13 protein-coding genes are annotated in these 11,922 nt (G+C 61.3%); 3 read left to right on the forward strand and 10 right to left on the reverse strand.

The window, feature by feature from the left end; genetic code table 11:
- Positions 1-56: 56 nt before the first annotated feature.
- The 4 genes from LF599_RS15225 to LF599_RS15240 form a co-directional block, all read right to left on the reverse strand.
- A complete protein-coding gene (locus LF599_RS15225) occupies positions 57-1,043 on the reverse strand; it encodes a beta-ketoacyl-ACP synthase III (protein WP_279521375.1) in 987 nt (328 codons plus the stop codon).
- 78 nt (positions 1,044-1,121) lie between these two features.
- On the reverse strand, positions 1,122-2,171 hold the full coding sequence (plsX, locus tag LF599_RS15230) for a phosphate acyltransferase PlsX (RefSeq protein WP_404823717.1): 1,050 nt from the start codon (positions 2,169-2,171) through the stop codon (positions 1,122-1,124).
- Entirely contained in the window at positions 2,164-2,343 is a 180-nt protein-coding gene (rpmF, locus tag LF599_RS15235; protein WP_272699292.1) for a 50S ribosomal protein L32, read from the reverse strand. Before rpmF ends, plsX begins: the two co-directional genes overlap by 8 nt.
- A 66-nt stretch (positions 2,344-2,409) precedes the next feature.
- A complete protein-coding gene (locus LF599_RS15240) occupies positions 2,410-2,931 on the reverse strand; it encodes a DUF177 domain-containing protein (protein WP_269942910.1) in 522 nt (173 codons plus the stop codon).
- A 208-nt stretch (positions 2,932-3,139) separates the two neighbouring features.
- Here LF599_RS15240 and rpmB point away from each other — a divergent pair, with 208 nt between their 5' ends.
- Together rpmB and LF599_RS15250 are read left to right on the forward strand one after the other, a co-directional pair.
- Positions 3,140-3,355 carry a 50S ribosomal protein L28 gene (rpmB, locus tag LF599_RS15245; protein WP_269942911.1) on the forward strand — a complete coding sequence of 72 codons (216 nt, stop codon included), beginning with the start codon at positions 3,140-3,142 and terminating at the stop codon, positions 3,353-3,355.
- 257 nt (positions 3,356-3,612) lie between these two features.
- On the forward strand, positions 3,613-3,894 hold the full coding sequence (locus LF599_RS15250; protein WP_279521376.1) for an SHOCT domain-containing protein: 282 nt from the start codon (positions 3,613-3,615) through the stop codon (positions 3,892-3,894).
- Positions 3,895-3,976: 82 nt separating this feature from the next.
- On the opposite strand, the gene gltX is transcribed toward LF599_RS15250, so the two are convergent.
- The 5 genes from gltX to LF599_RS15275 form a co-directional block, all read right to left on the reverse strand.
- Entirely contained in the window at positions 3,977-5,374 is a 1,398-nt protein-coding gene (gltX, locus tag LF599_RS15255) for a glutamate--tRNA ligase (RefSeq protein ID WP_279521377.1), read from the reverse strand.
- Positions 5,375-5,597: 223 nt separating this feature from the next.
- Entirely contained in the window at positions 5,598-5,819 is a 222-nt protein-coding gene (locus LF599_RS15260) for a NifU family protein (RefSeq protein ID WP_269942913.1), read from the reverse strand.
- A 122-nt stretch (positions 5,820-5,941) separates the two neighbouring features.
- The gene (locus LF599_RS15265; RefSeq protein ID WP_279521378.1) at positions 5,942-7,009 is read right to left on the reverse strand and encodes an HDOD domain-containing protein; all 1,068 of its coding nucleotides are present in this window, start codon (positions 7,007-7,009) and stop codon (positions 5,942-5,944) included.
- Between the two features lie 104 nt (positions 7,010-7,113).
- On the reverse strand, positions 7,114-8,355 hold the full coding sequence (locus LF599_RS15270) for an OprD family outer membrane porin (protein WP_269942916.1): 1,242 nt from the start codon (positions 8,353-8,355) through the stop codon (positions 7,114-7,116).
- 152 nt (positions 8,356-8,507) lie between these two features.
- The gene (locus tag LF599_RS15275) at positions 8,508-9,137 is read right to left on the reverse strand and encodes an MBL fold metallo-hydrolase (RefSeq protein WP_279521379.1); all 630 of its coding nucleotides are present in this window, start codon (positions 9,135-9,137) and stop codon (positions 8,508-8,510) included.
- A 64-nt stretch (positions 9,138-9,201) separates the two neighbouring features.
- Between LF599_RS15275 and LF599_RS15280 the strand changes: the two genes are divergently transcribed.
- Positions 9,202-10,368 (forward strand): SGNH/GDSL hydrolase family protein, encoded by a 1,167-nt coding sequence (locus tag LF599_RS15280; protein WP_279521380.1) that lies wholly within the window; start codon positions 9,202-9,204, stop codon positions 10,366-10,368.
- A gap of 164 nt (positions 10,369-10,532) precedes the next feature.
- Here LF599_RS15280 and LF599_RS15285 read toward each other — a convergent pair whose 3' ends face one another.
- On the reverse strand, positions 10,533-11,921 hold the full coding sequence (locus tag LF599_RS15285; protein WP_279521381.1) for a sigma-54-dependent transcriptional regulator: 1,389 nt from the start codon (positions 11,919-11,921) through the stop codon (positions 10,533-10,535).
- Between the last annotated feature and the right edge of the window lies 1 nt (position 11,922).

Consider the following 11,922-nt stretch of genomic DNA (forward strand, 5'->3'; position numbering starts at 1 on the left):
GAAAGTTTATTCCCCATTTGTCCGCAAAATGCAAACAAACAGGCGTTTAAAAAAAACTAGAACCGGATCAGGGCCGCGCCCCAGGTGAACCCGCCGCCGAAGGCGGGGATGAGGACCAGATTTCCGGGCTTGATGAACCCGGTGTGCACGGCCTCGGCCAGGGCCACGGGGATGGCCGCCGCAGAGGTGTTTCCATACTTGTGGATATTGGAAAAGACGCGTTCCTCGGGGATATTGAACCGGCGGCCGACCGCGTCGATGATGCGGTAGTTCGCCTGGTGCGGAAGGAGCACGTCCACGTCGGCCTTGCTCAGTCCGTTGCGTTCGAGGATGGCCTCGGAAATCTCGGTCATGCTGCGCACGGCGTGCTTGAAGACCTCGCGTCCCTGAAACTCGACGAAATACTCGGGCCCGATGGCCTCGCCCAGCTTGTAGGAGTAAGCGGAGCCGCCGCCGTTGACCGTGAGCAGGTCGCCCAGCGATCCGTCAGCCGCGAGCTTGATGTCCAGCACCTCGGGACCGTCGCCGGGCTGTCCGGCGGTCATCACCGCCGCGCCCGAAGCGTCGCCGAACAGGACGCAGGTGGACCTGTCCTCCCAGTTCATGCGCCGGGAGAGAATCTCGCTGGCGACGACCAGAATCTTGGCGTCGGGTTCCAGGCAAAGATAGCCGCGCGCGGTCTGCAAGGCGTAGAGGAAGCCGGAGCACGCCGCCTGGACGTCCAGGCACATCTGCCCGATGATCCCGAACTTCTCCTGCAGTCGGCAGGCGGCGGACGGAATCATGGAGTCCGGGGTGAAGGTGGCGCAGACGATGTGCGTCAGTTCGGAGGGATCGATGCCCGCCTCGGCCAGCGCCTTCTTGGAGGCTTCGTAGGCCATGTCGGACGTGGCCTCACCCTCGGCGGCGAGGTGCCTTTGCTTGATCCCGGTGCGAGAGGTGATCCACTCGTCCGTGGTGTCGACTATTTTTTCAAGATCGGCGTTGGTCAAAACCTTTTCAGGGGCGTACAGGCCAAAGCCGCGAAGGATGGAATTGATCATGGAATCGGTGTTTATGCCAACGGTATGGCGCGGTCAAGCTGCGCAAGATTTTTCACATCCCGCGGAACGCGGGGTGTGTCAGGCAGCGTTTCTGTCGGGCTTGGCCGCCAAATCCTTGTGGGCGGCCAGGCCGTCCGCCAGATGGCCATGCACATTGTTGCGCACGCTGGTGGCGGCCATGCGAATGCAGTTGGTTATGGCCAACTCATTGGACTTGCCATGCGCGACGATGACGATGTCACGCAGGCCGAGCAGGGGGGCTCCGCCGTATTCGGCGTAATCGACAAGCTTCTTAAACCTCTTGAAGGCGCCGAAGGAAAGCAGCGTGCCGAGCATGGACAGCCAGCTCGACTTAAGCTCGTCCTTGAGAATTCGGCTCAAGGAGCGGGCCAGTCCCTCGGAAAGCTTCAGAGCGACGTTGCCGACAAAGCCGTCGCAAACCACGACATCCACCTCGCCGGTGAAGATATCGCGCCCCTCGACGTTGCCGATGAACCGCATCTGCGAACGCTTGAGCAGGTCGAAGGCATCGCGCACGACGGCATTGCCCTTGCCCTCCTCCTCGCCGATGGACAAAATGCCCACGGACGGGTCCTTGACGCCCAGGACGTGCCGGGCCAGGACGTCGGCCATAAGGCCGAACTGGAGGAGATGCTGGGGCTTGGAGTCGACGTTGGCGCCAACGTCGATGAGCACCACGGGGTTCTTCTCAGTGGGCATGATACCGGCCAAGGCAGGACGCTGCACGCCCGGAATACGCCCCAGGATGAACATGCCGCAGGCCACGGTGGCGCCGGAATGTCCGGCCGAGACCACGCCGTGAGCCTTTCCTTCCTTGACCAGGCGGCAGGCCACCTGGATGGAAGAATCCTTTTTGCGCCTGAGCGCGTCGGCGGGCTTGTCATCCATCTCGACCACCTGGGAGGCGTGGACAACGTCTATGTCCAGCCCCTTGGTATCGAGCTTGCCGAGCTCGGCTCGGACGCGCTCGCCGTCTCCGACAAGCACGACGGCAATACCCTCGCGCGCGGCGGCCACCGCAGCGGGCACGACAACGCCGGGCCCGAAATCTCCCCCCATGGCGTCCACGGCAATGCGCGGCGCCGGGATTCCCACGCTGCTAGGCATCTTCGCCGTCAATGACCTGACGGCCCTTGTAGGAGCCGCAGACAGAGCAGGCGCGATGAGGCAGAGTGGGCTCACCGCACTCGCAGTAAATGACGTTGGGAGCGGCAACCTTATCGTGAGCGCGGCGCATACCCTTGCGGGACTTGGACGTTTTCTTCTTGGGGACAGCCATGATATATACCTCGTATTGATTTGTTCTCAACCGAATGCCGCGAAGCCGAAGCTCCGGGCAAGGGCGTTACTTTATCTTCAAGTTGCGGAAAACCGCAAGCCTTTCGTCACCCTCTTCCCGCTCGCAAGCGCACTCGCCGGTATTGAGGTTGACGCCGCATCCGGGACAGACGCCCTTGCAGGACTCCCCGCACAGGGGTTTGAACGGCAGGGCCAGGGCGAATTCCTCCCAGAGGATCGCGCCCATGTCGAGCTGAAGCTGACCATTATCCAGGCGCACCCGGGGATCGCCTTCACCCTCGTCGCCATCGGGCAACTGCTCGAAGGCATCGAAGTTCACGTCGATTCCGTATTCGAAATGTTCGGCGCAACGGTCGCAGGCCAGCATGACGGCACCATTGAGAGTACCGCGTACCAGCGCCCCGTCGTCGGACTGGGGCAAAACGGAATACTCGGCCACAAGGTCGCGGCCCGGACGGATGTCCAATTTAAACGCACGCCACGCATCGCGCCAGAAATTCTGGTCGTCGAAGGTGAAGTTCCCGCCCTCCGCGGCAATGTCGCTGATAGTCAGCCAGTATTCAACCATGTCGCACTCCGTCTTCGGCCCGGCTCCACGGCCGGACAACCGGTGCTTCCTATATGGTAATAAAATCCCATGTCAAGAAAAAAACCCTTGCCATTTGCTTCAGGGCTCGGTAAGGATTCTCTCCCGCTGCCCGGAGAAGCTACCAGAACCAGGCGGCCTTGCAAGTACGAAAACGAATTATTTCCTTAGAATACATTAGGAGGTCGCAATGTCTCAGGTTTGCGATATTTGTGGAAAGGGTCCCCAGACCGGCAACAATGTCAGCCATTCCCACATCAAGACCAAGCGCCGCTTCATGCCCAACCTGCAGAAGGTTCGTCATCAGCTGGAGTCCGGCCAGGTCGTCAGCATCAAGGCCTGCACCCGCTGCATCCGCAATGGCGCAGTGGTCAAGCCCGTGGCTAGCAAGAAGCCCGAAGCCTAACGTGCAGCACATTTCGATGGCAAGAAGTTGCCGCCGAAACTTTTTTTCGGCGGCAACTTTTTTGCGTCCATCGTCCTGCTGTCCTTATTCCTCTCTCCCCTCCCCCTTGTGCAACCTTGTGTAGCCTCTGCACGCAAGGGTCTGCACATCTGCACCATTCCTCCCACTGTCCCCTAACGGCAATATGCCGAAATAGCTGACAAATCAGTTTGGCACAGTCCATGCTTTCTTCCAAGCAAACAAGCTCTGGAGAAATCATGGAATTTTTGACTTCACTCGGAACCTGGTGTTCCGGCCCGGGATTCCGATTCGGCGAAGGGCCCGGCGGTTGGTTCGGCTCAATGAGCTTCCTCCACGGGGGTATAGTCCAATTCCTGGTGCTGGGGCTGATAATATATATCCTGGTGCGACTATTCCACAAACCCGCCATGCCTCCGGAATCCGCAACGCCGGAGGAAATCCTCAAACGCCGCTATGCTTCCGGCGAGATTGATACGAGCAAGTTTCTCGCCATGAAGGACAAACTGCGCAACGGCTAACGGAGCACCACCCCGAACGAAGGCCCCCGCCGGAATCTTTCCGACGGGGGCCTTTCAGTCAATTTCCATCCGACGCGGCGGGCTACAGCTCGACCGCCCTTCTGATTCGGGCCAGCGTCTGTTCCTTGCCGAGCACGATCATGGTCTCGAACAGGCCGGGCGACTGGGTCTTGCCGGTGATGGCCACACGGATGGGCTGAGCCACGACCTTGAACTTGATGTCCTTTTCCTCGATGAACTGGCGGTGCAGTTCCTCCAGGGCCTGTTCGGTAAACTCATCGAGGCCTTCCATGCGATCGGCGATCTCCGCGAGCAGGGGTTTGGTCTCATCGGTCAGGAATTTCTTCACCGCTTTCTCGTCGTAGGGCAGGAACGAGGCGTCCACGATAAACGGGTGGGCCTGCTCCAGCATGTCGAGCAGGGACTTGGCCCGGGGCTGCAACAGCGGCGCGATGCGGGCGAACTGCTCGCGGGTCACGGACTTGGCCTCTTCCTCGCCCACCTCGCGGGCCAGGAAGTCGCAGAGCATCCCGGCCAGACGGTCCGGGTCGGCCTTCTGCATGTACTGGCCATTGACCCATTCGAACTTGGTCAGGTCAAAGACCGACGGGGAATTGCCCAGGCCGTCGGTGGAGAAAAACTCGATCATCTCGTCCATGGAAAACAGCTCCTGATCGCCATGGGACCACCCCAGCCGGGCCAGGTAGTTGGTCACGGCCTCGGGCAGGTAGCCCATCTTCTCGTATTCCATGACCGACAGCGCGCCGTGGCGCTTGGAAAGCTTTTTCTTGTCCGGGCCGAGGATCATAGGCACATGACCGAATTCCGGCACGTCCCACCCCATGGCGCGATAGATGAGGATCTGTCGCGGGGTGTTGTTCACGTGGTCGTCGCCGCGCAGCACATGATTCACGCCCATGTCGTGATCGTCCACCACCACGGCCAGGTTGTAGGTGGGGGTTCCGTCCGTACGGCGCAGGATCATGTCGTCCATCTCGGAATTCTCCACCGAGATGAACCCCTTGACCATATCCTTGTAGCCGGTGGCGCCCTCCTGCGGGGTCTTGAGACGGACCACGCCCGAGGTCAGCCCTTTTTCACGGCAGGTGCCGTCGTACTTGGGCTTGCGGCCTTCCCGCATGGCCTTCTCGCGCATGGCGTCCACGTCCTCCTTGCTGCACTGACAGTAATAGGCGTGGCCCGAGGCCAGAAGCTGGTCGATGACCTCGTTGTGCCGCTCGGAACGGGCGGACTGAAAGACTATCTCGCCGTCGTGCTCAAGCCCGAGCCAGCGCATGGAGTCGATGATGGCGTCCGTGGCCTCCTGGGTGGACCGCTCACGGTCCGTGTCTTCGATGCGCAAACGGAACTCCCCGCCCATGGACCGGGCAAGAAGCCAGGAAAACAGTGCGGTGCGGGCACCGCCGATATGCAGAAACCCGGTCGGGCTCGGCGCGAAACGGGAAACAACTTTGGTCATGAGAATGCCTCCGGCGGCTCGGAAGCCTGTTGAAAAAGGTTTCCGAGAATCTCCAAAACTTTTTTACCGCCGCTTCGCGGTAGGTGCGAACGCGGCGGATGTTCTTAGTATGTAATATGTCGAATGCCGCCCTCCGCCCCATTTACCCGCCCTCCCCCTTATGCGGCGACGCATCAAATGGGGAAGAAAGGGAAAAAACAGGGTCCGGGGGAGGCTTCTTCCGCTATACGGCTTCGACGCCCTTTACTTCGGGGATTTCCTTGAGAAGAATCCGTTCGATGCCGTTCTTGAGGGTCATCTGGGACATGGGGCAGCCTTTGCAGGCTCCTGTCAGGCGGACCTTGACGATACCGGAGTCGGTGATATCCACCAGCTCCACATCGCCGCCGTCGCCCTGCAGCATGGGCCGGATCTTGTCCAGCACGTCCTCAACTTTTTCACGCATGGCAAAACCTCCGTTGATTCGGGTTCGGTCGGAACATCTACGGCCTGCCGCGCGAGTTGTCAAACACGGCGCGCGAAAGGCAGAAGTTCCAGACGGGTCGGATAGCCCTTTGCGAAGGCGGTTTACCTATCCAGAAGAATGGAGAACGCCTCTTCCAATTCCTCGTCCAGGTCCTCGACCATCTCGTCCATCTGTTCAGGCGTGAAGTTCATGGAGGCCCACGCCTCCGGGGACGGCGGCTGAACAAAGAACTCTCCGCTGGAGCCGACGCCCAGGCCGGTGGCGAGGGTCTCGGCGCAGTGCACCAGAAGCGGCTCGGCTTCCTTGTGCCCGGGCTTGGGATGATGGTGTTCAAGCACCGCAGAGACCAGGACGTAAGGGAAGTTCCACTTGCGCAGGAGCATTCCGCCCAGGGTGGCGTGGTCGAACCCGAGCAAAGTCTTTTCCTCGGCGAACAGCACGGCGTCCTTGGCACGGGCATGGGCGTGGACGGCCGTGGCCCTCTCCGGCTCCACCTGAAGGAGAATAAGCTGGCCGATGTCGTGCAGCAGGCCGGAAACAAAGGCCCGTTCCGGGTCGCCCTTGCCGGACATGCGGCACAGCCGCCGGGCGATAAGGCCGCAGCAGATGGAATGTTTCCAGAATTGCTCCATGTCGATGACGTCGGCGGGCACGTCCTTGAACAGGGACATGACCGAAGTGCCGACGGCCAGGGTGGAAAGCTGATTCACGCCGACCACGGTGACGGCCCGCGAGATGGTGTCTATCTGCATGGGCAGGGAGTAGAAGGCGGAGTTGACCATACGCAGGAGGAAGGCGGTCAGGCCGGGGTCCCGGCTGATGATCTCGGCCAGGTCGTCGGCCGATGTGGACCGGGAGCCGATGGCCTGCTGCAATTCGAGGAATACCTGGGGCAGGGCCGGGAGCTGGTGATCCTTGCGCAGGATGTCCAGGGGGTCCAGCGGGCTGACCTCGGGCAGGGGCGCTTCCGGCTCAGGCTCCCGGTAGCGTTGCGGGTGGGCGGCCATATCCGCGGCCACGCGCTCGACGCCAAGCCGCGCCAGCCGTTTCAAAGAGTCGTCCGGTTTCCGGATGAACTTGAACCGCCTGGTCAGCAATTTCTTCGCCGCTTCATGAATTTCCGGCGCAACCGCCGTGTTTTCCTTCACCGGAACGCTTTCTTCTGCCATCTGTCGATCCTCGGAGGTTATGGAAGCCAGCCGCCGTCAACATAATAAATAAGCCAAGGAAGATGAAGCGGTTTTTCCTCCATCCCCGCCGCTTCCGACCATTTCTAAAGCAGTTGGAAATCGTATTGCAGCCGGAGCCGCACCTGGAAGCCGTCCTTGCCGCCCATGTCCTCGTCCGCATCCTGATACGACCAGCGGTTGAGGATGGAAAATCCTTCGAGATCGCCGTCAAAGGCGTAATTCAAATTCAGGGTGTACTCGTCGCGGTCATAGGAGGCGTTGCTGCCCGAGTCCGGAGTATCGCCGAAGGCGGTCTTGATGTTGGCCGAAAACCCCTTGGCCCCGATGCGTGAAAAATCGTAGGCCAGTCCGAGATAGAGCGACTTCTCCCCGGCCCGGTTGAAATAATAGGCCATCAGGTTGTTGAAGAACGGATAAGTGCCCCAGGAATTCCGGATGCCCTGCGAACCGTCCACCACGGTCCCGCCGATGTCGAAGGTGATCCCGGCGAACATGAGGGACCCCATGAGCCCAACCTCGCCCGTGGTGTAGTCCCCGCCCAATTGGTCTCCCACGCTGCGCTGGTCCACGCCCTGAAAAAGCAAGCCGTAGCGCACCCCATCGGGATCGCCGAAGGTGTACTTGATCTGCGTGAAAAAGGTGTTGTCCAGGTTCGGGGCGTAATAATTCCAGAACCGCATGGGCAGGTCCTTCCCGGGAGTCCAATCGGCTCCGGCCATGAACACGCCGCCCTGTTCGTCCAGCCCCGCCATCTCGGTCATCGACTTGAACAGTTCGGTATCGCGGGCCTTTTCCTTGTCCACCCAGAAAACGGACAGCTCAAGCGTGTCGATGTCCGAGGATTTCAGGCCATACGCCTCAAAGGTCTGGGCGAGCATACGGCTGTCATTGCTGTTGATGAACGGACTCTCGATGCGCTGCCGCCAAAACCGCGCCTCGGTCTCCTCGACACGGACCTTGAGGTAGGCCTCGCCCAGGACCGCGAACCCTTCGTTGTCCGGACTGAGCAACCCGGTCCCGCCCTGGTCCTTCTGGTTGAGCTCGCCGGTCACGGGCGCGGTGCCGTACAAGGCGGCCGCCGCGCCGAAGTGGTCGCCCAGCCACGGGGTCTCGTATTTGAGATAACCGCCGATAGCCAATGATTCCTTTATATTGTCATAATCATCACCCGTGGTCTTGTTCCGCTGTGTGAAGTAGTAGAGCCGGGCCTGGCCGGTAACGGTACCCCACTTGGAAAGGTCTTTCTCCGCCGCCGCCGCACACGGCAGGGCGATCACCAAAGACAGAAAACAGACCAACACAGCGGACATGATTTTGTCAGGCACGGCGAATCTCCTTTGTTCCAGACCTCGAAACGGAACGGGCGGGACTTCGGCCCTATCGCCTGTATGCCCTTGATCTCGCGCTGAATCAAGCCCCCACGCGAACAAAGCCGACGCAAAGGACGGTCACGAACGGGAAAAATCGCCTGTCGCGATCAACTGAATATGAAATGCGGGTTGTTTTCCCTCTCGTGGCGCACCGTGGTCATGGGGCCGTGGCCGGAATAGACGCGGGTGTCCTCGGGCAAGGTGAAGATGCGTGAACGGATGGAGCCAAGCAGGGCCGAGGAGCTGCCGCGCGGCAGGTCGGTCCTGCCCACCGCGATCATGAACAGCAGGTCGCCCACGAACACGCACCCGGCGGCGGGAAAGAAATAAGACAAGCTGCCCGGCGTGTGCCCCGGGGTGTCCAGAACGAACATCGGCTGACCCAGCGCGGTGCGCCTGCCCGGCCCAATGGGGGTGTAGGCGAAATCGATGTAGGGAGCGAACTCACGGTTGCCGCCCGCCTCGAAGGAAAGCTCCTTCAGGAACTCGTCTTCCGGGCTGGCGTAGACCGGGGCGGGATGGGCCTCAAGGAGTTCCTTGACCCCGCCGATATGGTCCATATGAAAATGGGTCAGAAACACGGCATCCAGCTTCAGGCCGAGAGCCGTGATGCGCTCGACAAGACGGTCCGGCTCCAGGCCCACATCGAAGACCACGGCCTTCCCGCCCATGCTCACCAGATAGCAGTTGGTCTCGTCCGGACCAAGGATGAAAGTTTCAATGGTCAGTTTGGCCATGGCTTGCCCTGCGCTTCTTTGCTGCGTATGAAACAATGACATTAACGATTTCGCGAGGATAAGAATGCTGCACTTTCTGGGCAACTGTCAAATGGAATTCCTCGGCAAGGCCGTGGCCGCCCTTGGCCTGCCCGTTGCCCACCGGCCACTCGCCTCGCCCATGACCCACGCCAGCCATCCCGGCGGAATACCGCCCGAACTAGCGCGGCAGGCTCGCCTGCATGGTCCGGATGACATCTTCAACGGGCGGCTGCCGGAATACCAGTTCGGGCTGCCGGGCCTCGACGACGCGCCCGAGCTACTGGTCCTGAACCTGTTCCATGAAACAGCCCCGCTCTTTCTGCACAACGACGGCTTCATCTTCCACCTGAACCCGGCTGCCTGCGCGGGCAGACCTGAGCTGGCCGCCTGGATCAACGGGCAGTGCCGTCCCATCGCGCCCAATCCTACCTCCTATCTCCAGCGATTCGGTCGCTTTCTCTCGCAGGCCCGCGAACAACTCCCTGAAACGCCCATACTGGTCATGGCGCGGCTCAACCACTACCCCGCCTTTGGCCCGTCTCCGCAATCCTATCTTCCGGGATGGGACGATCTGAGCCGCGAAGCCCCGGCCCACTACGCGGTCTGGAAACGCGAACTTGACGTACACATACTCGACATGAACCGCGTTTTCGGCGGCATCCGGCGCGATACAGGCGAAAGCATCGAATCCCATTGCCCGTTCCTCAAAATCAAACGGGAGGAACAAGACGGCGCGGTGGTCGGGCTTCGCGCCTCCCGCGACGTGGAGCACATCGGCCCCATCTGGGCCGTTCTGGCCGACAAGATCGCGGCCTTCGCCAAGACCGGCGAGATACGATACGAACCGCACGAGACCGTGCCCGCTGAATGGAACCGCCCATGGCGGCCGACAGCCCTGGATGACGAAGCCGTCATCGACCGTTTCGCCACCGAGAGCAACTACCCCTGGGCCGAGGCCGTGGCCAGTTTCTTCATGGACCTCGGCCGGGACCGCACCCCCCTGCTGGCCGCGTCCGGCGAGTTCATGCCCGTCTGCCACAATACCCTGCACATGATCCGCGCCTATGGACGCATTTTCAGGAATCCGCTCCTGGCCACCTTTTGCGACGCCCACCGTCCAGCCGCCGAAGCCTTCACCGCCAACGGATCGTTCTATCGGGCCGACTATCTGGCCCGGCTCGACAAGATCAGGGAACACGCCCTGACGTAGGGAACGCCTCCGGCGCCCGGGGCGCTGCCCCGGCCCTCGCCGGAGAACCTTTTGGAAAAGGTTCTCCGGACTCTCCAAAACTTTTTATTGCGCCTTCGGCGGGATAGACGAGAAAAGGGGAAAAGATAAAAAAAAGCGTGGGGTGATTCCCACGCATTTTTCATCTAGCGGCGGGTGAGGCCGTATTTTTTCAACTTGTATTGCAGGGTGCGGCGGCTGATGCCGAGGGCTTCGGCGGTACGTTCGCGGTGGTTGCCGTTTTCCTCAAGGGCCTGAATGATGACCTGTTTTTCCGCCTCTTCCAGGTTGGCCGGGGTGGGCGCATGGCGTGCGCCGTGAACGTATTCCATGTCCATGGCGTTTTCCCGCGCGCCGGTGATCTGCGGCGGCAGAAGGTCCGGGCCGAGAGCGTCGGACCGGGAGAGAATGAGCGCGCGCTCCAGCACGTTCTCAAGCTCGCGGACGTTGCCGGGCCAATCGTAACCGGACAGGGCGTCGAGAAAGGCCGGGGTCACGGTGCGGATGATCTTGTTGTTCTTGTTGCCCAGGCGGCGAAGCAGGAAGCTGACCAAAAGCGGCAGGTCCTCCTTGCGTTCGCACAGCGGCGGAATACGGATTTCAAGTACGGCCAGACGGTAGTAGAGGTCTTCACGGAACCGTCCCGCCTCGACCTCTCTCTTGAGGTTGCGGTTGGTGGCCGCGATGATGCGGGCGTCCACCTGGATGGTGCGCACCGAGCCAAGCGGCTCGATGGTCTTCTCCTGCAACGCGCGCAAAAGCTTGGCCTGGAGCGCGGCGGGCATTTCGCCGATCTCGTCCAGAAACAGGGTGCCGCCATCGGCCAACTGGAACCGGCCGGGCTTGTCCTTGACCGCGCCCGTAAAAGCCCCCTTCTCATAGCCGAAAAGCTCGGATTCGAGGAGGTCGTCGGGCAGGGCCGCGCAGTTGACCTTGATGAGCGGCTTGTCCGCCCGCTGGCTGGCCCGATGCAGTCCCTCGGCCACCAGTTCCTTGCCGGTGCCGCTTTGACCAAGGATAAGCACTGTGGCCTCGGCGGGACCGGCCTGACCGATGAGGTCGCGGACCCGCTCGATACCGGGGCTGGCCCCGATGAAATCGGGTTCGCTGCCAACCTCGGCGCGCAACCGGGCGTTCTCGTCGAGCAGCTTGTGATATTCGAAGGCCTTGCCGAGCACGGCGGTAAGCTCGTCGTTGTCGGCGGGCTTGGTCAGGTAATCGAAGGCCCCGCGCTTCATGGCGTCCACGGCGGACCCCACAGAGCCGAAAGCGGTCAGCAGGACCACGGGCATACTCGGCCGCCGGACCTGCAACTCCTTGAGCAACTGCATTCCGTCCATGCCGGGCATCTTCATGTCCACCATGGCCACATCGGGGAAGGTGTCGGCTTCGGCCTCCTCGGCCAGCACGGTCAAAGCGCGCTCGCCGGACTCGGCTTCGAGCACGGTCCAGCCGTCATCCTCCAGCACGGCCCGAACCATCATCCGATGGCCCGGCTCGTCGTCGACGATCAGCGCAATACGTTCTTCATTCATG

It is taken from the genome of Pseudodesulfovibrio thermohalotolerans (assembly GCF_021353295.2).
In the GTDB taxonomy this organism is placed as follows: domain Bacteria; phylum Desulfobacterota; class Desulfovibrionia; order Desulfovibrionales; family Desulfovibrionaceae; genus Pseudodesulfovibrio; species Pseudodesulfovibrio thermohalotolerans.